The organism is Streptomyces sp. AK08-02 (genome assembly GCF_033795085.1).
Classification (GTDB): domain Bacteria; phylum Actinomycetota; class Actinomycetes; order Streptomycetales; family Streptomycetaceae; genus Streptomyces; species Streptomyces echiniscabiei.
This window is the reverse complement of sequence record NZ_JARAZV010000005.1, coordinates 381,560-400,880: the sequence shown is the minus strand read 5'-3', so window position 1 is coordinate 400,880 and position 19,321 is coordinate 381,560. Positions and strand designations below refer to the sequence as shown.

Annotated in this window: 30 protein-coding genes; 29 read left to right on the top strand and 1 reads right to left on the bottom strand. The window is 70.6% G+C overall.

Features of this window, described 5'->3' with window-relative positions; translation table 11 throughout:
* The first annotated feature begins 18 nt into the window (after nucleotides 1–18).
* The 13 genes from PV734_RS12900 (at nucleotide 19) to PV734_RS12840 (ending at nucleotide 7,906) form a co-directional block, all read left to right on the top strand.
* Entirely contained in the window at nucleotides 19–228 is a 210-nt protein-coding gene (locus tag PV734_RS12900; protein ID WP_319289535.1) for a LysR family transcriptional regulator, read from the top strand.
* A 100-nt stretch (nucleotides 229–328) separates the two neighbouring features.
* On the top strand, nucleotides 329–805 hold the full coding sequence (locus tag PV734_RS12895; RefSeq protein WP_319289534.1) for an RNA polymerase sigma factor: 477 nt from the start codon (nucleotides 329–331) through the stop codon (nucleotides 803–805).
* On the top strand, nucleotides 802–1,470 hold the full coding sequence (locus PV734_RS12890) for a hypothetical protein (RefSeq protein ID WP_319289533.1): 669 nt from the start codon (nucleotides 802–804) through the stop codon (nucleotides 1,468–1,470). Before PV734_RS12895 ends, PV734_RS12890 begins: the two co-directional genes overlap by 4 nt.
* Complete coding sequence (locus PV734_RS12885) at nucleotides 1,467–1,829, top strand: DUF6907 domain-containing protein (protein ID WP_319289532.1); 363 nt, start codon at nucleotides 1,467–1,469, stop codon at nucleotides 1,827–1,829. The genes PV734_RS12890 and PV734_RS12885 overlap by 4 nt, the downstream gene beginning before the upstream one ends.
* Complete coding sequence (locus PV734_RS12880; protein WP_319289531.1) at nucleotides 1,826–2,023, top strand: hypothetical protein; 198 nt, start codon at nucleotides 1,826–1,828, stop codon at nucleotides 2,021–2,023. Before PV734_RS12885 ends, PV734_RS12880 begins: the two co-directional genes overlap by 4 nt.
* A complete protein-coding gene (locus PV734_RS12875; protein WP_319289530.1) occupies nucleotides 2,020–2,844 on the top strand; it encodes a hypothetical protein in 825 nt (274 codons plus the stop codon). Before PV734_RS12880 ends, PV734_RS12875 begins: the two co-directional genes overlap by 4 nt.
* Nucleotides 2,841–3,017 carry a hypothetical protein gene (locus PV734_RS12870; protein ID WP_319289529.1) on the top strand — a complete coding sequence of 59 codons (177 nt, stop codon included), beginning with the start codon at nucleotides 2,841–2,843 and terminating at the stop codon, nucleotides 3,015–3,017. The genes PV734_RS12875 and PV734_RS12870 overlap by 4 nt, the downstream gene beginning before the upstream one ends.
* On the top strand, nucleotides 3,014–3,331 hold the full coding sequence (locus tag PV734_RS12865) for a hypothetical protein (RefSeq protein WP_319289528.1): 318 nt from the start codon (nucleotides 3,014–3,016) through the stop codon (nucleotides 3,329–3,331). The genes PV734_RS12870 and PV734_RS12865 overlap by 4 nt, the downstream gene beginning before the upstream one ends.
* 96 nt (nucleotides 3,332–3,427) lie before the next feature.
* On the top strand, nucleotides 3,428–3,637 hold the full coding sequence (locus PV734_RS12860) for a hypothetical protein (RefSeq protein WP_319289527.1): 210 nt from the start codon (nucleotides 3,428–3,430) through the stop codon (nucleotides 3,635–3,637).
* Complete coding sequence (locus PV734_RS12855; protein WP_319289526.1) at nucleotides 3,630–3,803, top strand: DUF6257 family protein; 174 nt, start codon at nucleotides 3,630–3,632, stop codon at nucleotides 3,801–3,803. Before PV734_RS12860 ends, PV734_RS12855 begins: the two co-directional genes overlap by 8 nt.
* An 86-nt stretch (nucleotides 3,804–3,889) precedes the next feature.
* A complete protein-coding gene (locus tag PV734_RS12850; RefSeq protein ID WP_319289525.1) occupies nucleotides 3,890–6,016 on the top strand; it encodes a zonular occludens toxin domain-containing protein in 2,127 nt (708 codons plus the stop codon).
* Between the two features lie 164 nt (nucleotides 6,017–6,180).
* The gene (locus tag PV734_RS12845) at nucleotides 6,181–6,381 is read left to right on the top strand and encodes a hypothetical protein (protein ID WP_319289524.1); all 201 of its coding nucleotides are present in this window, start codon (nucleotides 6,181–6,183) and stop codon (nucleotides 6,379–6,381) included.
* Between the two features lie 136 nt (nucleotides 6,382–6,517).
* Complete coding sequence (locus PV734_RS12840) at nucleotides 6,518–7,906, top strand: hypothetical protein (protein WP_319289523.1); 1,389 nt, start codon at nucleotides 6,518–6,520, stop codon at nucleotides 7,904–7,906.
* A 16-nt stretch (nucleotides 7,907–7,922) separates the two neighbouring features.
* Here PV734_RS12840 and PV734_RS12835 read toward each other — a convergent pair whose 3' ends face one another.
* Nucleotides 7,923–8,150 carry a hypothetical protein gene (locus PV734_RS12835; RefSeq protein ID WP_319289522.1) on the bottom strand — a complete coding sequence of 76 codons (228 nt, stop codon included), beginning with the start codon at nucleotides 8,148–8,150 and terminating at the stop codon, nucleotides 7,923–7,925.
* 49 nt (nucleotides 8,151–8,199) lie between these two features.
* Here PV734_RS12835 and PV734_RS12830 point away from each other — a divergent pair, with 49 nt between their 5' ends.
* The 16 genes from PV734_RS12830 to PV734_RS12755 all read left to right on the top strand — a co-directional run bounded on the left by PV734_RS12830 (nucleotide 8,200) and on the right by PV734_RS12755 (nucleotide 19,310).
* Complete coding sequence (locus tag PV734_RS12830; RefSeq protein WP_319289521.1) at nucleotides 8,200–8,583, top strand: holin; 384 nt, start codon at nucleotides 8,200–8,202, stop codon at nucleotides 8,581–8,583.
* Nucleotides 8,580–9,077: a hypothetical protein gene (locus tag PV734_RS12825; RefSeq protein WP_319289520.1), complete on the top strand. Its 498-nt coding sequence runs from the start codon at nucleotides 8,580–8,582 to the stop codon at nucleotides 9,075–9,077. Before PV734_RS12830 ends, PV734_RS12825 begins: the two co-directional genes overlap by 4 nt.
* A gap of 195 nt (nucleotides 9,078–9,272) precedes the next feature.
* Nucleotides 9,273–9,875 (top strand): hypothetical protein, encoded by a 603-nt coding sequence (locus PV734_RS12820; protein ID WP_319289519.1) that lies wholly within the window; start codon nucleotides 9,273–9,275, stop codon nucleotides 9,873–9,875.
* A 3-nt stretch (nucleotides 9,876–9,878) separates the two neighbouring features.
* A complete protein-coding gene (locus PV734_RS12815; RefSeq protein WP_319289518.1) occupies nucleotides 9,879–11,528 on the top strand; it encodes a terminase in 1,650 nt (549 codons plus the stop codon).
* A 13-nt stretch (nucleotides 11,529–11,541) separates the two neighbouring features.
* A complete protein-coding gene (locus PV734_RS12810; RefSeq protein WP_319289517.1) occupies nucleotides 11,542–12,969 on the top strand; it encodes a phage portal protein in 1,428 nt (475 codons plus the stop codon).
* Nucleotides 12,970–12,972: 3 nt separating this feature from the next.
* Entirely contained in the window at nucleotides 12,973–14,025 is a 1,053-nt protein-coding gene (locus PV734_RS12805; protein ID WP_319289516.1) for a hypothetical protein, read from the top strand.
* A gap of 47 nt (nucleotides 14,026–14,072) precedes the next feature.
* Nucleotides 14,073–14,735: a hypothetical protein gene (locus PV734_RS12800; protein WP_319289515.1), complete on the top strand. Its 663-nt coding sequence runs from the start codon at nucleotides 14,073–14,075 to the stop codon at nucleotides 14,733–14,735.
* Between the two features lie 47 nt (nucleotides 14,736–14,782).
* Nucleotides 14,783–15,976, top strand: coding sequence for an SU10 major capsid protein (locus tag PV734_RS12795; RefSeq protein WP_319289514.1), 1,194 nt, complete (start codon nucleotides 14,783–14,785; stop codon nucleotides 15,974–15,976).
* A gap of 15 nt (nucleotides 15,977–15,991) precedes the next feature.
* Complete coding sequence (locus PV734_RS12790; protein ID WP_319289513.1) at nucleotides 15,992–16,351, top strand: hypothetical protein; 360 nt, start codon at nucleotides 15,992–15,994, stop codon at nucleotides 16,349–16,351.
* Nucleotides 16,348–16,758, top strand: a complete 411-nt coding sequence (locus PV734_RS12785; protein WP_319289512.1) for a DUF6093 family protein — start codon at nucleotides 16,348–16,350, stop codon at nucleotides 16,756–16,758. The genes PV734_RS12790 and PV734_RS12785 overlap by 4 nt, the downstream gene beginning before the upstream one ends.
* Nucleotides 16,755–17,156 (top strand): hypothetical protein, encoded by a 402-nt coding sequence (locus PV734_RS12780; RefSeq protein ID WP_319289511.1) that lies wholly within the window; start codon nucleotides 16,755–16,757, stop codon nucleotides 17,154–17,156. Before PV734_RS12785 ends, PV734_RS12780 begins: the two co-directional genes overlap by 4 nt.
* A gap of 4 nt (nucleotides 17,157–17,160) precedes the next feature.
* A complete protein-coding gene (locus PV734_RS12775) occupies nucleotides 17,161–17,574 on the top strand; it encodes a hypothetical protein (RefSeq protein WP_319289510.1) in 414 nt (137 codons plus the stop codon).
* Nucleotides 17,575–17,594: 20 nt separating this feature from the next.
* Nucleotides 17,595–17,927, top strand: coding sequence for a hypothetical protein (locus PV734_RS12770; protein WP_319289509.1), 333 nt, complete (start codon nucleotides 17,595–17,597; stop codon nucleotides 17,925–17,927).
* Between the two features lie 74 nt (nucleotides 17,928–18,001).
* The gene (locus PV734_RS12765) at nucleotides 18,002–18,481 is read left to right on the top strand and encodes a hypothetical protein (protein WP_319289194.1); all 480 of its coding nucleotides are present in this window, start codon (nucleotides 18,002–18,004) and stop codon (nucleotides 18,479–18,481) included.
* Complete coding sequence (locus PV734_RS12760) at nucleotides 18,481–19,005, top strand: hypothetical protein (RefSeq protein ID WP_319289508.1); 525 nt, start codon at nucleotides 18,481–18,483, stop codon at nucleotides 19,003–19,005. Before PV734_RS12765 ends, PV734_RS12760 begins: the two co-directional genes overlap by 1 nt.
* Before the next feature lie 38 nt (nucleotides 19,006–19,043).
* A complete protein-coding gene (locus PV734_RS12755) occupies nucleotides 19,044–19,310 on the top strand; it encodes a hypothetical protein (RefSeq protein ID WP_319289507.1) in 267 nt (88 codons plus the stop codon).
* The last annotated feature ends 11 nt before the right edge of the window (nucleotides 19,311–19,321 follow it).

Sequence of the window (19,321 nt, the reverse complement as noted above, 5' to 3'; positions counted from 1 at the left end):
CCCGGTACTAGGAGGGACGTGACTACGTGGAAAGAGCGCCATGACGCAGCCGTCCAGAAGCAAGACGCCGCACAGAAGGCGTACCAAGAGGCCACCGACGAACGGGCCCAGGCCCTGATCGACGGCGAAGCCGAACTAGGCAGCCAAGCAGCAGTAGCCCGCGAACTCGGGGTCACCCGGGCCGGCATCAGCCGGGCCATCAACGCCCTGAAGAACAAGCGGCTGTAGCTACACCCCACAACTGAAGACGGCCCAAGGTCGGTGGTGGAACACCGACCAAGGGCCTGACCGAGAAGTCCTACCTGCCTACACAGGAGGAGATCCGGCTATGGCCGATCTTGCCATGCCTGCGGCACGCCGCGGCACCCCGGCGGAGCACCTCAACGAGCGCTTCACCGCCGTCTACGCCCAGTTCCAGCCCCGCATCACCCGCCTCGTCCAGCACGAGGTCCGCGGCGGCAACCACGCCCTCGCCGAAGACCTCACCGCCGACGCGTTCTTCCGTGCCTGGCTCGACCTCCACAAGTGCCGTGCCACCACCGACGCGCAGATGTACGGCTGGCTCGCCGCCCTCGCCCGCCGCACCGTGATGGCGCACTACCGGACGAAGAAGAACACCGCCGAGACCCCCACCGACACCGGCCACTACTCGTTCGCCAACCGCGAGATGGAGCCCGGCGCCGGCTACTACACCCCCGCCGCCACCGGCTTCCGTACCGCGTCTCTCGCGCCCCGCCCCGGTGACTCCGACCCCGACATGGACGAGGCCCTGCGCCGCGCCCGCCAGACGGGCGGCTCCCGATGAGCGAGAACACCCGCGTCGCCGAGCTGCACCGGCTCGCCCGCCAGGACTACGCCAAGGGCCAGCAGGAACGGGCCGCCGTCCCCAACCTGTTCCCGTCCTACGTGCCCGGCGTCCACGTCCCCGAGCCCAGCGACCTCGACGTCGCCATCCGCGTCGGACAGAAGATGCTCGACGCCTACGGCACCGTCGACAGCGGCGACATCTTCGCCTACGCCCAGGCCCACGGCGCCCTCACCGAGTCCCTCCGCATCCTGCTGCGCGCCCTCGGCGCCGAGCCCGTCGCCGCCCCGCTGTACGGCGGAGACGCCGACCAGTTCATCTCCGACGCGTACGACAGCCTCGCCGACAGCGACCTCGACGACGAGCCGGACCGCTGCCCGGCCGCTCACCCCGACGACCCCACCCCGTGCGACGGCCCGGCCGTCGTCACCGTCCTCGACGCGACCAACGCGGGCATCGAGGGGTGCGAGCACCACGGCGCCCGCCTCCTCGCATCGGTGGACGGCGCGCGCGTCTACCCCCTGCCCGACGCCCCGGGCGGTGCCGCGATCCGCGTGTTCAAGGCCGCCGACACCATCCGCCCGTTCCCGTGGGTCGACGGCCCGCGTACCCGCGCCGAGCAGCTCAGCCGCGCCGAGACCCGCGCCCGGGGTGAGCGCCCGTGAGCACCGAGCCCCGCATGGTCGACGTGACCGTCATGGAGACGCGGATCGTCCCCATCCCCGACCCCGACTGGTGTGTTGACCCGCACGACGGCGCGCAGTACTTCACCGACCTCACCCACAACGGCGCCCCCATCACCGCCGCCCTCGACGGCGTCAGCTACCTCACCGCCCACCTCTCCCACGCCCCCTACCTGGCCAGCCAGTCCGAGCCCCACCCGGTCGTCGCCGTCATCCTCGACCTCCACGCCGACTTCGACGCCGCCGACATCCCGGCCCTCACCCGGAGTCTCCGGGGAGCCGCCGACCAGCTCGACCAGCTCGCCGCCGAAGCCCTCCGACTGCGCGGAGGTGGCCAGTGAACCGCTCCCGCATCGCCAGGCCGACCGAGCACGCCGCCATCCGCGCCGCATGCCGTACGCCCCGGCGTCTCCCGCCCGTTCCCGCCCTCATGGCCGCGCTCCTCGTCGCACACGAGCGCCGCGACCGCGAAGGCGTCATCCTCTCCGCGCACCTCGTCGTGCGCGCCGCCGAACCGAAGGTGGGCGAGTCGTGACCACCGACAGCACCCGTACATGGATCCGCCGCACCTCGACCGCGGCCGGCCTCGCCTACACCGCCATCGCCGAGTACGAGCTGGCCCGCCGACTGGGAGCACAGCAGCCGATCGCGGTCATGCTGCCGCTCGCCCTCGACTGCTACGTGATCGCCGCCCTGAAGTGGTTCCGTGCGTTCGACGTCGCCCTGTCGCTCATCCTGATGTGCGCCGCACAGATCGCCGCTCACGCCCTCGAAGCCGGGGTCGTACGGGTGAGCCTCGAACTCGTCACGGTCGTCTCGGTCCTCGTACCGGTCGCGCTGTGGCGTACCCACGCTCTCGCCCGCGACGAGCACGACGCACCCGCCGAGCCCGTCGCCGAGTACGCGGCAGCCGTCGAGCGGGTCCCCGTACCCGAGCAGGCGCCGCCCGCACCCGAGGCGTACCCGGCGATCGAGGTACGGGTACCTGCCGTACCCGAGCCCGTACCTCCGGGCGTCCGCCTGCTGCCGATCGTCGCCCGCCCCGAGGCCGCCCCGGTCGTCCCCGAGCCGGTCATCGAGGTACCCGTACCCGAGCCCGTCCCCACGCACGAGTACCCCGTACCCGACGCTCAGGTACACCTCGACTGGCAGGTACCCGGCGACTACGCCGACGCGGACGGCAACCCCACCGAACCGGCCGACGAGGACGCCCCGTACCCGGACCCGCTCATCCCCCAGGTACGTACGGACTTCCCCGGCGAGGTACCCGGGGTACGGCGCCTGAAGGAGACGTACTCGATCGGCCAGGGCCGTGCGCAGCGCATCCGCGACGAGCTGACGGGAGTGCGCTCATGACGCGCCTGATCTTCGGGGCCGTCCTCGGTCTCCTCGTCGCCTACCCGGCGCTGCTCGCCCTCGTCCTGGCGGTCGTGGCCGCAGTCGTCTCGCAGCCCCCAGTGCTCGCCTTCGCCGCCGGCGTCCTGCTCTGGCCGCACCTCGTCCGCCGCGTCCGGGGGCGGACGGCATGAGCGATCCGACCCCGCTGGACAAAGCCGAGGCCGCCGCCCGCGAGGCTGCGGTGAACACGGCAGCCGTACAGATCGCGCTCGCCGCCGTCGAGCTGGCCAAGGCGGCGCAGCAGCAGCCCGCCCCGCAGGCCTGCCAGCACCAGCACCGCCAAGGGCGCAGCGCGGGTGAGTGGTTGGCGATCGGCGGCGCCGTCTGCGTCGCGTCCATCGGCCTCGCGTTCGCCTCGATCGCGCTCGCCATCGCTGCATGCTGCGCCACCGGCTGTCTCCTGATCCTCCGCCACCTCTTCAACGACCTGCGCAAGGGCCGCTGACCTTCCCTTCCGTCCTGTCGAACCTTGTATGTCATCCAAGGTTCGGCGGGTGCGGTGGGGCCGGCCAACCCGCCAGCCCACGACCAGGAGGAATCCGTGACCCGAGAGCAAGCCCTCACCGAGGCCCGTACCGCCGCCGCCAGGGCGAAGGAACTCGCGCAGGCCGCCGACCGCGACCTCGACCACCCCACCTGCAAGCACGACGTCCCCCGGCGGGCCGCCACCAGCACCGCCTACGCCGACGTCTCTCGCGCGTACACCGCTCTCGCCGCCGCCCTGCCGACCACGGAGGACACCCATGTCTGAGCCGAAGCTGACGTTCTGGGAGAAGGCGGGCATCGTCCGCCTGGAGCTCCGGGGCGCCCGCCGCGCCATCGCCAACATCCAGGACCAGCCGGACATCGACCGCGGTATCGAGCGGATCAAGGAGCGCGCCCGCAAGCGCGAGGAGCGCGCCAACCGCAAGAAGTAGTTCCGCCACGGGGCGGCCGTACCCGGCCAAGGAATCCGGCCGCCCCGTGCACCCGATCACCCGCAAGAGCAACCGGAGCGACCAGGATGACGGACACGACCGCACCCGCCCACACCGACCCGACGGGTACACCTGTACCCGCTGTACCCGCACCCTCGGGTACGGCGGGTACCTCCGTACCCGCGACCGAGGTACAGCCCCGCCGCCGTATCCGTACCGAAGCCCTGCGCCGCGTCGTCGTCGAGGCCCGCGAGCACGACACGTACCGGCTCCTCGTCCGCCACGGCGCGTACGTCGTCGGGGGTACCCGCGTCCTCACCCGCCGTACCTGGGAGGCCCGTACAACCGCGATGCACGCGCGGATGATGCGTCAGGCCGAGGCCGCGGGGAACGAGGAACTCGTACGGCAGTGGGAGCAGCGCGCCTACGCCTACCGGTTCGCCCGGCACAAGCGGCGCATGGACCTGTTGCAGATGATCCTCAACGCCCCCAAGGCCATCGCGTCCGCCGTCCTCAGCACGGGCAGCGTGCTGCTCATGCTCGGCATCATGCTGGCCTGGTACAACCACGACGTCGACGACGTCCTCACGCCCCTGAACACGGTCGTCGAGCTGGTCGGATGGGTCGCGTTCATCGCAGGCGTGCTGTGGGAGCCGCTGCTGTACTCGCTGCCCTGGCTCGCCCTCGCGGGCGTGTGGGCTGTCGGCCGGCACCGGCAGACCGCACCGTCGTGGGCCCTGCCCGCCGTCGGCGCCGAGCAGGGCGTCGTGCCCGACGAGGGCGCCATCCTGCGCGCACTCGGCAGCCTCGGCATCGCCCCCCTCAACAAGGCCATCAAGGAGGGCTGGCAGCCCCGTTGGGTGCAGCCCACCACCCGCTCCGGGAACGGCTGGCACACACAGCTGCAGTTGCCCCTCGGCGTCACCGTCGAGATGGTCAACGCGAAAAAGAACGTCCTCGCCCACAACCTGCTCCGCAAGCCCGTCGAGACCTGGCCCACCGAACCTCCCAACCAGCCGGGCGTGCTCGACCTGTGGGTCGCCGACCAGGGCTCACTGTCCGGTGCCGTGCCGCCGTGGCCGCTGCTCACCGAGGGCACCACGGACTACTTCAAGGGCGTGCCCGTCGCCGTCTCCCAGCGGGGAGACCAGATCGTCGGCAAGCTCATGGCCACGAACTGGATCGTCGGCGGCATCATGGGCTCCGGGAAGACGTCCATCGTCGTCTCCCTGCTGCTCGGCGCGATCCTCGACCCGCTCGTCGAGGCCGAGGTGTACGTCATGGCGACGAACATCGACTACGACCCGCTCAAGCCCCGGCTGAAAACCCTGGTCAAGGGCGACGACCCCGAGCAGCTGAAGGCCGCCCTCGACCGGCTACGCAGCCTGACCAAGGAAGTCACCGAGCGCGGCAAGCTGCTGGAAGAACTCGGCGGCGAGTCACCCAAACTCACGCGTGAGCTGGCCCTGAAGGACCCGCGGATGCGGCCGAGGGTCGTCGTGTTCGACGAGTGCCACGAGCTGTTCATGAGCAAGGAGTACGGCAAGGAGGCCGCTGAGCTGGCCATTCGCGTGATGAAGAAGGCGCGGAAGGTCGGCATCACCCTCATCTGGGTCACCGTCTCCCCGACCGCCGATTCCATCCCGCGCGATGTCACCCGCAACACCTCCCACCGTGTCGCGTTCGCAGTCGGCGACCAGGTCGCCAACGACGGACTGCTCGGGTCGGGCAAGTACAAGGCCGGCATCCGCGCGACCGAACTCGTTCCCGGCCAGGACGTCGGCACCGCAGTCACCTACGGCTTCACCAGCAAGCCGTTCGAGGTGATCCGCGCCCACTACGTGGCCCGCGACCCCGAGAAGGGCATCGACGAGGTGACCCCGGTAGTCCAGCGGGCCATGGGGTTGTACGAGGGCACCGCGCCGGCGGACGCGCCCACGTTCGACGTGGCCGACCCGCTCGCCGACATCGCAGCCGTCCTCGGACACGAGCCACGGATGCTCACCCTGGACGTGCTGCACGGGCTGAAGGACCGCAACCCCGTCGAGTACGGAGACTGGTCACCGCGAGACCTGAAGCGCGTTCTCGACGACGCCGGGCACGGCGACTACAAGACGAACGGCGGCAAGATGCACGTCGGCCTCGACCGGATCCTCGACGCCATCGCAGCCCGCGACGAGGATCTCGACGACGAGGGAGGCGACGAAGAGTAGGGGAGTTCTCCCTACCCGCCTCCCCACCCTGCCTCCCTGTACATGAGCTGCGGAAATGGCCAGTCAGGGAGGCGAGGGAGGCAGCTGCTGCGGACGCCCTGTCCGCAGCAAACGGGGTGTTGGCCTCCCCTTCACCGCATCCCTCCCTGCCGCATCATGGAGCCATGGAGTCGCACATCATCCGGCCCGGCCACCTGACCGCACACCAGGTCGCCACGCAGCTCGGCATCAGCCTCGGAGGCGTCCGCAAGCTCGTCCAGCGCGGCCAGCTCCAGCGGTCCGGCGGCACCCCCCGGCAGCCCTGGTTCGCCGTCACAGACGTCGGCGCCCTCGTCGCCGAACGCCGCACCCGCAACGCCGCTTGACCGCAGGTCAGCGCCGTGTCACGATCGCGGTGAACAACTGTGTCCCGAAACGGACACCACAAACACACGACGAAGCGCCCGCCAATCCCCCCGGCGGGCGCTTCGTCGCGTCATACGGACCGGCAAGGAGGCGACCATGGCCTTCCCCGCAGGCGCATCCACCATCACCGTCACCGGCACCCTCCCCGTCCCCGTCGGCGGCACCCCCCGCACCGGACAGATCATCTTCACCCCCACCGCCGTCCTCGTCGACTCCACACAGCACGCCATCTACAGCGGCGGCAGCCCAGTCACCCTCGACAACGCCGGACACTTCTCCGCCGTCCTGCTGTGCAACGACGACCCCGACATTCAGCCCACCGGATGGCGCTGGCTCGTCGACGAACACCCGGCAGGCGGCCGGCGGCGCGCCTACTACATCGACCTGCCCTCCACCCTCGGCCCGACCGTCGACCTGTCGACGCTAGCCGAAGTCTCCGCACCCGACGGCACCAGCGGCAGCCAGACCGCCACCCCCACCGGCCCGGCAGGCGGAGCCCTCACCGGCGCCTACCCCAACCCGACGCTGTCGTCCGCGACCATCGCGAGCTTCGACACGGCAGGCGCCGCCGCAACGGCCCAGACGGCCGCGGCGGCCGACGCGACGACGAAGGCCAGTGCCGCCCAGGCTGCGGCAACGAGCGCTGCGGCCACCGACGCCACCACCAAGGTCGGCACTCACACCGCGGCGACGGACCCGCATGCCGACCGGGCCTACGCCGACAGCAAGTTCGCCACCCAGCTGAACCTGACGGCGCTCAGCGGCACCGTCAACAACCTGGCGACCACCGTCACCACGCTCGACGGCTACTTCGTCGACGCCCTCACCCGCATCCAAGCCATCGAGCAGGGCACCGCGTTCCTAGCCGGAGGCCACTACACAGAACCCGTCGAGCTCGCCAACTCGGCCCAGCCCGTCAGCAATCCGGCAGCCGGGGTGTACGTCTTCAGCGAAGGCGGCGTCCTGAAGACGCTGAGCCCGTCAGGCGACGTGGTCTCCTTGCTCCCGGCCGGCGGCTTGCAGGAACGCACCGCGCGCGTGCGGATCATCGACGACAACCTGTCCGGCCTGCCCGCGGCGGCATCGTGGGCGGTCGTTGAGACGTCGACCGGCACCAAACTCCAGTGCTCGATCGCGGCAGTCGCGGGCGACCGGATCCGGGTGTGCGGGAACTGCATGTACCTCGGCGCGCACCTCCTCGACTGGGTGCTCCTCGACTCGGCCGGTGTGATCGCCGAGTATGCGACGTCGGAGTCGTCGACGCCGCCGGCCGAGGGCAGTCCGACGATGTACCCGAGCCGGACGTACGGCACCCTGAACAACCCTGAGTTGTTCACTGTCGGCTCTGGCCATATCAGCGCGGGCCTGGTGACGGTCGCGCTCGCGCACCAGGGTGCCGGTACCGGCGGCGGCAACGTGGTGTACGCGCATCCGACGTATCCGTTCCGGCTGCGGCTGGAGAACATCGGGCCCGAACCCGCCTGAGCCGCCGCCAGCAGACCTATTCCCGGCCCCGCCTCCACGGCCGGCCATCGCCGCCGGGCCGCACCGTCACCTCAGGCACCTGCCCCGACCGACGCGCCCTCGTCGTGCCAGCCACCGCGCCCACCATCAGGCACGCAGCGGGCAGCAACAGCAGCCACCACTGGTAGATGACGGCCCCCAGCACCAGGACCAGGCCGACAGCAAACACCCCGAGCGCCCAGTCCGAACGTCCCTCTCCAGCCACAGCAACCCCCTCCAGTCGTAGGCGCAGCACGATACGGAGGGAGACGACGATGCCCAAGTCCCGAGGCTGGCGCGTCTGTTCCAATCCTGAGTGCCCCGAGTTCACCCAGCACGGCAAGTGCGACACACACCGAGCCGAGGCTGAACAGCGGCGAGGCAGCGCACGACAGCGCGGCTACGACCGAGACCACGAGGTGCTCTTCCGTAAGCCCGTCATCGCACGCGACCCGAAGTGTGTGTGTACCGCCGAGGGCCACGGGCACTGTGGCCCGTGCGGCCAGCCATCCCGGCACGCCGACCACCACCCCCAATCCCGCCGTGAACTCAAGGCCTTGGGCCTCGACCCCAACGACCCGGAGTACGGGCGCGGCCTGTGCGGCCCGTGCCACAGCAGCCACACCGCACGCGAGCAGCCCGGAGGCTGGCACCAATGACCGACACCAGCGCACGCACGGTCGTACTCAAGCCCGGTGACGTACTGCTCGTCGGCAACGTCGGCGCGATGGGCGAGGAGGCGGCCGACGCACTGCACGAGGGGCTCACACAACTGCGCTTCGCCCTCGGCCTGAGCAGCGTGGCGGTCTTCGAGCAGGGCATCGAGGCGGCTGCACTCGCACCGGTCGTGCCCATGCCTGACGCCGTAGTGCTCAGGCTCTTCGGCCGTGAGGCACTGGCCGAGCAGCGCGAGGCACTCGCCGCGTGGCTCAAGGCGAACGGCATCGACCCGGACGCGGTCGCCGCTGACTGGCTCAGCATCGAGCGCGCGGCCGACCAGCGGCTCATCCGCTACGAGGCCTTCCGCCTGACGAAGGACGGCCGGCGACTGCGCGACCCTCGCGACGGCGACCGCGCCTGGACCGTCGAGCGAGTGGCACCGCTGGTCGTCGACCTGGACCTTCCAGCCGCCATCGGACGTTACACAGAGTGACCCCGGACCATGATCACCCCGGGGGGTGACCCTTGATCATGATCTTTTGGGGGACCGCCGGGGAGGGCGCTCCCTGTCTGTACGGGTCTGGGAGGCCCGCAGACAGCGCCCAAGCACCACGCACCGTAACCAGGTTCGGCCGCAACGGCCGGGCAACCGACGACGTGCCGCAACGGCACCGTGGGGGTGATCGGCATGGCCGGAATGGGCCCTGCCCCGAAGCCGAACGCCCGGAGGCGCAACGCCGCCGTGGCCACGGTCGAACTGCCCGCCGCCGGCCGCGAAGGCGCAACGCCGCCGTGGCCCCTGCTCGCCGACATCGTCCTGTCGACGCAGCGGGACACAGCACAGCGAGCGGCCGATGAACTGGAACTGTCCCTGGCCGAGCCGAACCTGACCGGCCGCCAGCGCACCACCGTGCAGCGCAAGGCGGACGCGGCCCGGGAAGTGGCGGCCATCCTCACCGCCCAGCTCGGTGCGCAGGAGCGGGTGGAAGCCGAGCTGTGGGAGCAGCTGTGGGCGCTGCCTCAGGCTGTGGAGTGGGAGCGTGCCAGCTGGACGCGCGAGGTCGCGCAGTACGTCCGCTGGAAGGCGCGCGCCGAGCAGGGCGACCTGGACGCGTCGAGGGAGGCCCGGCAGATGGCGGACCGGCTCGGCCTGTCGCCGCTGGCGATGCTGCGGCTGCGCTGGAAGGTGTCGGCGGACGACGAGGAGCGTTCCTCGCGTCCTCGTCGACGGGCGGCTGCCACTGGCCGACGTCCGGACGATCCGCGGGCCAATCTGCACGTGGTGGAGTGAGCCGTGGGCGTCCTGATGGTCCCCGCGCCGGACGCCGAGCCGTGGCCGACGCTGGGACCGCAGGTGTGCGACCTCATCGAGGAGCGGGCCGTCCACGGGCCCGGCGCCCTGCGCGGCCAGCCATACGTGCTGGACCCGGAGAAGCGCGGGCTGATCTACCGCTGGTACGAGGTGTACCCGCAGGGCCACCCGCGTGCGGGCAAGCGTCGCTTCAAGCGCGTCGGCCTGTCCGTACGCAAGGGCACTGCGAAGACCGAGCTCGCCGCCGCGGTGGCGTTCGCCGAGCTGCACCCGGACGGTCCGGTGCGCTGCGACGGGTTCGACGCGGACGGCGAGCCCGTCGGCGTCCCGGTGTCGGACCCGTTCATCCCGATGGTGGCGTACACCGAGGAGCAGACCGAGGAACTGGCTTACGCGGCCCTGTACGTGATGGTCACGGAGGGGCCGGACGGTGACCTGTTCGATCCGGGCCTGGACCGCATCATGCGCTGGGGCGGCTCCGGCAAGGCCGTCCCGCTGGCCTCCTCGCCCGACTCCCGAGACGGCGCCCGCACGACGTTCCAGCACTTCGACGAGACGCACCGCTTCACGCTGCCTCGCCACCGAGGAGCTCACCAGACCATGCTGGCGAACATCCCGAAAATCATGATGTTCGACCCGTGGTCGCTGGAGACGACGACCACCTACACGCCCGGCGAAGACTCGGTGGCTCAGGGCACGCATGAGTTCGCCGAGCTGATCGCGGCGGGCAAGTCGAAGGACCGGACGCTGTGCTTCTTCCACCGGGAGGCCACGCCGCGTCCGGACGAGGACCTCTCGGACGACCGTCAGATCCGGGCCGCGGTCCGGGAAGCGTCGGGGCCGTCCATCGCGGCCTGGCCGGACTTCGAGGGCCAGGTCGACGCGATCGTCTCCCTGTACAACGCCCCGGACACGGACCGGGCGTACTGGGAGCGCGTGTGGCTGAACCGGCGCGTACAGGCGGGCCGTCAGGCGTTCTCCGTCGACCGGTGGAAGGAACTGGCCCGGCCGGATCAGCCGCTTCCGCCCAAGGGCGAGAAGATCGTGATCGGGTTCGACGGCGCCCAGTTCCGGGACGCCACCGCCCTGATCGCGACGCACCTGGCGACGGGTTTTCAGTGGTCGCTGGGCATCTGGGAGTGCCCGCCCGGCGCCAACGACCCCGGCGGCGAGGGCTGGGAGTGCCCCGAGGACGAAGTCGACGCCGTCCTGATCGAGGCCTTCGCGACGTGGGACGTCGTCCGCCTGTACGCGGATCCGCCGTACTGGGAGGGAATGATCAGCCGCTGGAAAGGCCGGTGGGGCGACAAGCGGGTCACCGAGTGGTGGACGAACCGGCTCAAGGCCATGGCGTACTCGCTGAAGGCCTACAAGGGCGCCATGCAGTCCGGCGCCCTCACCCACTCCGCTGACCCGGTCTACGCCCGGCACATCGCCAACGCCCGCCGGAAGATCCTCAAAATGCTCGACGAGCAGGGCCAGCCCCTGTGGGTGATCGAGAAGGAACGCCACCAGTCGCCGCTGTCCATGGACGGCTCGATGGCCGGCTGCCTGTCGTGGGAGGCCTACCGCGACGCCATCAAGGCGGGTCAGAACAAGCCGAAGAAGAAGGCCGCCATGGTCGTGATGTGAGAGGGAGGCGGCTGTGGACCTGAACAACCTGACCGAGGAGGAATGGGCCACCTACCTCTCCCGCAACCACGACTTCGAGCTGCAGGAACTCAAGGCGCTGAACGACTACTACGAGGGCGAGCAGCCCCTGTCGTACATGCACCCGGAGCTCCTGAAGGAGATCGGCGACCAGATCCGCCAGGTCGTCATCAACTGGCCGCAGCTGGTCGTCGACGCCGTCGAGGAGCGCCTGGACGTCGAGGGGTTCCGGTACCCGGACTCCGACTCGGCCGATGACGACCTGTGGAAGCTGTGGCAGGCCAACGGCATGGACGAGAAGAGCCAGCAGGCCCACGTCGACGCCCTCGCCATGAAGCGGTCGTTCCTGGTCGTCGGATCGAACCCGAAGGACTCCGCGACCCCGCTGGTCACGGCCGAATCGGCGCTGCAGATGTACGCCGACTTCGACCCGGCGACGCGCGAGATCCGGGCCGCGCTGAAGCGGTACAACGAGATCGACCCGCTCACCGCAGCCGTCCGCGACCGGTACGCCACCCTCTACCGGCCCGACGCCACCGTGCACTTCAAATCCGGCGGCCCGGGTACCTGGACAGTCATCGACCGGGACGACCACAAGGTGGGCGAGCCGCTGGTAGCGGTCATGCCGAACCGGGGCCGCCTGCTGGTTCCTGGCGGGCAGTCGGAGATGAAGGCCGTTCTGCCCATCTCGGACGCCGCCTGCAAGATCGCCACCGACCTGATGGTGGGCGCAGAGTTCCACGCCCTGCCCCGAAGGGCCGCGTTCGGCTTCGACGAGGAAGACTTCGTGGACGTCAACGGCAAGCAGCTGTCGGTGTGGTCCCGCCTGACCGGGCGGATCTGGTCGACGGCCAAGACGAGGAAAGAGGACGGCGCCGACGTCATCCAGTTCCCCGCCGCCGACCTGTCCAACTTCCACGACACCATCGAGCTGCTCGCCCGCATCACGTCCGCGCTGGCCGCGCTGCCGCCCAACTACATGGGCCTGGTCGCCGACGACGCTGCCTCGGCGGACGCGATCCGCTCGCGTGAGACCCGGCTCATCAAGCGGTGCGAGCGCAAGCAGAAGCCGTTCGGCGGCGGCTACGAGCGGATGAACCGGCTGATCATGCGGATCATCGACGGGTCCTGGGATCCGAGGCTTCAGCGCCTGGAGACCCTGTGGCGGGACCCGGCCACCCCGACGTTCGCGCAGAAGGCGGACGCCACGGTGAAGCTGGTGCAGGCCAAAATCATTCCGATTCCGCAGGCCCGCGAGGATCTGGGCTACTCGGCCTTGCAGCGCGCCCGTATGGCGGAGATGGACCGCGACGCCTTCACCCGCGCGCTGGGCGACGACTTCGCCGCCGGGTACGGGCCCAAGCCGGGCGACCCGGCCATACCGGCCGTGCCTGGGCCTGCCGGTCCGGTTCCGGTGGGGTAGCCCGTGGTCGACACGATGACGCGGGCTGTCGCCCTGGAGCAGTACCGGCATCAGCAGTTCGTGGTGCGGCGTGCGGTGAACCGGGTGCAGGCGGTGTGGGGGCAGATCAGCCGGCGGGACATCAGCGGTTCCTGGGCGCAGTTGTCGCCGCTGCTGGTGGCTGCGGTGACCGAGGCGCAGACGGAGGCCGCACGGCTAGCCGATCCGTACCTGGACGCGGTCCTGGCCGCCGAGGACGCCGACCCCGAGGCGGCCGGGAGGGTCGTGCCGTCCTCGTTCGCGGGGATCGCCTCCGACGGGCGCCCGCTGCTGTCGCTGCTCTACCAGCCGGTCATCGACTGGAAGGTGCGGATGCTCGCCGGGCAGTCCCCGGACGACGCGTTCCGTGGGTCCCTGGCGAGCGCCCTGCGGATCACCTCCACACAGGTCGCGGACGCCGGGCGTGGGGCGACCAGCACGGCCATGGCGAGCCGCCGCACGATCCAGGGCTACGTGCGGGTGGTGCAGCCGCCCGCCTGCGGCCGGTGCGTGATCCTGGCGGGCACCGAGTGGGGCTGGAACAAGGGTTTCCAGCGGCACCCGCGCTGTGACTGCATCCACCTGCCGACGACGCTGATCGCCCGCAACCAGCACCGGGGCGGCCTGCGCGGCGACAGCTTCTCGCCGACGAACCGGCCGGGCAGCGCGGAGCGCGGGTTCATCAGCCCGCGCGCCTACTTCAACGCCCTGTCCCGCGCCGAGCAGGACCGGGTCTTCACCCAGGCCGGGGCGCAGGCGATCCGGGAGGGCGCGGACATGGCGCAGGTCGTCAACGCCCGGCGCGGCATGTCGACGATGACCGCCTACGGCCGCCGCGTGCAGGCGACCACCGAGGGCACGACCCGTCGCGGCGCCTTCTACCGGCAGGAACGGGCACGCGCGGTCGCGGCCGGGCAGACGACGGCCGCGAACTTCCGGCTGCTGACGCCGCGCCTGATGCCCGAAGAGATCTACCGGCTCGCGCAGAGCCGGGACGAGGCGCTCGCCATGCTGCGGCGCTTCGGCTACCTGACCTGACCCCGGCGCAACGCCGACGGTCACCACCTCCTGCAACGGGAGCAGCAATGAGCACACCTCCAGCACCGGCCACCGACCCGGCGGGCAACCCGCCGGCCCCCGGACCGGCCCCGGCAGCACCCCCCGCTCCTGCGGTACCCGCAACGCCGCCGGCGCCCGCCCCGGGCGCACCTCCGGCGGGTGACGGTGACCCGGCGCTCGGCCCGGAGGGAGAGAAGGCCCTCACCGAGTGGAAGAAGCGGGCCAAGGAAGCCGAGCAGCGGGAGAAGGAGCAGGCGGCCCGCCTCAAGGAGTTCGAGGACCGCGACAAGACCGACGCCGAGAAGCAGGCGGAGGCGCTGAAGGCGGCCACCGAGCGCGCCGACCAGGCCACCCGGCTCGCGGTCAGCTCTCAGGTCGAGGCCCTCGCTGCGGGCCGCTTCCAGGACCCGCAGGACGCGGTGACCGCCCTCCAGAGCGGCACCTTCGTCACGGCGGACGGCACGGTCGACCGGGCCGCCATCACGGCCGCGCTGGACAACCTGCTGACCCAGAAGCCGCATTGGGCGCCGTCCGGTCCGCTCACGCCCCGCCCGGACCCGTCGCAGGGGCCGCGCCCGGGCGGCACTGCGGGCGGCGTCGAGGACCAGATCGCTGCGGCGAAAGCCAAGGGCGACTGGCGCACCGTGCTGTCCCTGGAAAACGCCAAGCTCGCCAACGTCAAGAACTGATCATCCGGGCAGGCAGTACGCCGCGCCCCGCACCCTAAGGAGCCCCCATGGCTGGGAGCATCACTGCCCTGGGCACGACGTACAACCTGCCCAACTACACCGGCGTCCTTCACCAGCTGACGCCGGACGACACGCCGTTCTTCTCCGCGATCGGCGGTCTGACCGGAGGCGGCCAGACCAACGCGAAGGAGTTCGAGTGGCAGACCTTCGACCTGCGCTCCGCCGGGCAGAACACCGCCCTTGAGGGGCAGGACGCGCCCACGGACCAGGAGCGGGTGCGCGGGTCGGTCGACAACATCACGCAGATCCACCACGAGACCGTCGGCGTCTCCTACACCAAGCTGGCTGCGGTCGGCGCACACTCGGGCCTGAACATCGAGGCCACCAACCCGGTCCGCAACGAACTGGACTGGCAGGTCGAGCAGATGCTCAAGCAGATGGTCCGCGACGTCGAGTGGTCCTTCCTGAACGGCCTCTACCAGAAGCCGTCCGACAACACGACGGTCCGCAAGACGCGCGGCATGCTCGCGGCCATCAGCACCAATGTGCAGAGCTTCGGCACGGCGCTCGGCTCCGCGGCAGGTGCGATCAGCACGGACGCGTTCACGCTCGCCGCTCACGGCCTGGTGGCCGGAGACCAGGTCACCCTGGACACCATCGCCACCCTGACCGGTGTCAGCGCGGACACCCCGTACTACGTGGTGACGGTGACCACGAACACGTTCAAGCTGGCGCTGACCAAGGGCGGTGCGGCCATCGACCTGGCGGGCGGCGACGGCACCGCCAACGTCACCAAGCTGGTCGCCGTCTCCAAGGCGGCCATCGACGGGCTGCTGCAGACCGTCTTCGACAACGGCGGGATCATGGAGTCGGAGACCGCGACGCTGGTCGTGGGCTCGACCTCGAAGCGGGGTGTCACCGACGCCTACGCGAACGCCTACGGCAAGTACCAGGAGACCAGCCGTTCGGTCGGCGGCGTCAACCTGCAGACGATCCAGACCGACTTCGGCGTGCTGAACATCATGCTCGACCGGCACATGCCCAGGCACAAGATCATGGTCACCTCGCTCGAAGAGTGCATGCCCGTGTACCTGGAGACCCCGGGCAAGGGCCACTTCTTCGCCGAGCCGCTCGCCAAGACCGGCGCCAAGGAGCGCACCCAGCTCTACGGCGAGGTCGGCCTGAAGTACGGCAACGAGCGCAAGCACGGCCTGGGCACCGGCTTCCTCGCCAGCCTGTAGAAGGGGAGACGGACGGTGGCACTGGCAACCCTCGCGGATCTGGTCGAGCGGCTCGGCCGTGACCTGACGGCAACGGAGGAGCGTCAGGCCACCGCCTGGCTGACCGACGCGACCGCGCTCATCCTGAAGCCGTTCCCGCAGTACGCGACCGCGCCCACGGACATCTCCACGAAGGTCTGCTGCGCCATGGTGCTGCGGAAGCTGGACAATCCGAACGGGAAGCGGCAGGAGTCGCTGGACGACTACTCGTACACCATCGACTCGTCCCGCTCGCGGGGCGAGGTGTACCTGTCCGACGACGAGAAGGAGGAGCTGAGGCCGCCGAAGAAGGTGGCGTTCAGCATCGTTCCGGGCGCACCTGTCGAGGAGTCGTGAACGTCGACGGCGTGCTCGCCGCTGGCCGGGCGGCGGCGGAGTCCCGGATGCGGGACACCGTGCGCCTCTACACCCAGGCAGCAGACGTCTTCAACCGGAGCACCGGCACCACGGTGCCCGGGGCGAAGACGACGCTGTACGAGGGCAAGGGGCGGGTCAAGCCCATCGGGCAGAGCGGCGGCGAGGACGCTCCCGCCGGCGAACGCGAGGTTCTCCTCCGGGAGTACGAAGTATCGCTGCCCTGGACCACGGTCCTCCCAGGCGGTGTCCGCGTGCTGCCCGGTTCACGCATCGAGGTCCTGGCCTCGCCCGACGCCCGCATGACGGGGCTGGTCCTGTGGGTCGTCGCAGCCCAGTTCCACGACCAGGCGACAGCCTGGCGGATCAGTACGGAGGACAGGTCATGACGGCGGGACGCTTCGACATGCGCGACGTGCGACGCCTGGAACGCCACCTGGCCCGCAGCATCCCCCGCGTCCGCAAGGATGCTCGCGCGGTCACCGTGCGCGGCGCCCTCAACGTCAAGAACAACTGGCGGGCCAACGCCCGGGCCACCAGCGGGAAGCACGCCAAGCACTACCCGCGCACGATCGGCTACGACATCGCCGCGTACGGTCGCGACCTGTTCATGGCCACGATCGGCCCGGACAAGGCGGGGGTGCAGGGCCCGCTGGGCGCGATCCTGGAGTACGGGTCGGTACACAACCCGCCGCACAACGACGGCGGCCGGGCCCTGGCCACCGAGATGCCTCAGTTCCTGGCTCAGATGGAACTGCTCGCCGCGCGCGGCCTGGCCTGGTGGTGAACCGATGGCCACACCACCGGATGTCCTGCCGCACATGGACGCCGTCAAGACCGCCCTGGAGGCCGCCGAGCTGACGGTCTACGTGGGCGGCGCGCCCACCAGTTCGGGCTGGACGCCGCCGGACAAGTTCTGCGTGCTGTACCCGGACCCGGGTATGGCGGTACGGGCGTCGCTCGCCGACGACCGCACCCACTTCGACTCGACCATGCAGGTCACCTGCGTGGGCAGTGACGTCGAACGCGCCCTGTGGGTGGCCTCCCGTGTCCGTCTGGCCCTCGCCGTGCCTCTCACGGTCGTCGGCCGGTCCTGCTGGCCGGCCGAGGACCTCGGCGGGCCGCCCGTCCAGCGGGACGACGACGTCACCCCGCCCGTTTTCTTCGTGCCGGTCCAGTACCGGATCTGCTCGACCCCCGCCTGACCCCGACAGGAGAGTCCCTCATGGCGCTTCTCGCCCAGCAGGCCGTCGCACTGAGCGGCCTGACCCCGACCTACTCGGCTGCTGCCGCGTCCACCACGGTGACGTGCGGCGAACGCAGCTTCCTGCACGTCAAGAACACCAACGGTTCCAGCATGACCGTCACGCTCACCGCGACCGCGAAGGTCCGCGGCCAGGCCGCCGCCGACGTCGTCGTGACCGTCCCGGCGACGACCGGCGACAAGATGATCGGGCCCATCACGGCGGACCTGTTCGCGTCGGCGGTCGACGGCGTGAGCGCGTCGGTCGCCTATTCGTCGACGACCAGCGTCACCGTCGCCAGCCTCGTCATCTGATCCCGCCCGGCCTGTCCCGTCCGCTTCGCCCGCCCCGCCTGCCCGGGGCTTTTTTCATGCCCTGAGGAGGGTCCATGTCCGACCTGATCAACGACGGAATGACCAAGGTGAGCTGGGTGGCCAGCATCGCCAACATCAACGCGCCGACCGCGGCCGAGCTGACGGCGGGCCAGGACTTCACGGCCCGCATCACCCCCGACGGCCTGAAGATCGACCCGTCCACGGCGGACGTCGACACGTCCAGCCTGGCGTCGACCTTCGACACCAAGACCGTGGGCCGCGTGGGCTTCGACACCGAGACGACGTTCAAGCGCGGCACCACCACGCCTGAGGACCTGCCGTACGCGACGCTCAAGTACGGCGTCAGCGGCTACCTCGCCATCCGCCGCGGCGTCGCCTACGCCACCGCCTGGACGGCCGGGCAGAAGGCCGAGATCTACCCGATCACCTGCGGCGAGCCGCAGAACAACGCCCCGGCCGCGAACGAGGTCATGAAGTTCACCTCGCCGATGAAGGTCACCAACCCGCCGGCGACCGCCGCGACGGTGGCCTGATGCCGAACATCGAGGACATCCTCAAGGCCGCCAAGCCCCGGGAGCGCACCGTCCGGGTGTGCGTCCGGGGTGACCTGGCCAGCGAGGCGGAACGGCTCGCGGCCGAGCTGGCGCAGGTGTCGCAGGAGTGGGAGCCCTCCAGCCTCGTGGACGAGCACCCGGGCCGCCGGATCGCCGCCGACCTGCGCACCGCGCAGACGGCGGCGAAGGCCGCCGAGGAGCCGTTCGTGCTGCGGTTCATCGGCGACCAGGCCTACAGCGATCTCCTGGCCGCGCACCCGTCGGACAACGCCAACGAGCTGTTCGACGACCGGACGTTCCCGAAGGCACTGGTCGTCGCCTCGTGCGTCGACCCGAAGATGACCCCCGAGCAGGCCACCGCCCTGTTCGAGATCGTCAACAAGGGGGAGCAGAAGCGCCTGTTCGATGCCGCGTGGGAGGTCAACAACGACGCGGCAGCCGACGCGTCCCCTTTCTCGCTGGCCGCCTCCGCACTCCTGGCGGCCGTTGGCGGCGAGAAGTAGAAGCCGCCCGCGCCTGGGGCGTGCCCCGCTCTGTCTTCATGGGGCGCGCCGTCGGGCCGGGCGAGCCGCTGTGGCTGGCCGAGGACCGGGCATGGGCGTTCGCCCTGCTGGACGTCGAGGCGGACGCCTGCCCGGAGTGCAGGCAGCCGTGGGGCGAGGCCACCGATGCGGCGAACGAGTTCAGCTACCGGGCTGAGCTGATCCGCTGCCACGCCTGCACGGCGTCAGCGACAGCCGTGAAGGCCTACCAGGACAAGGGCGGCAAGTCCGAGGGGCTGCACGTCCACATCGAACGGCGCCCGTAGCGCCCTGACGC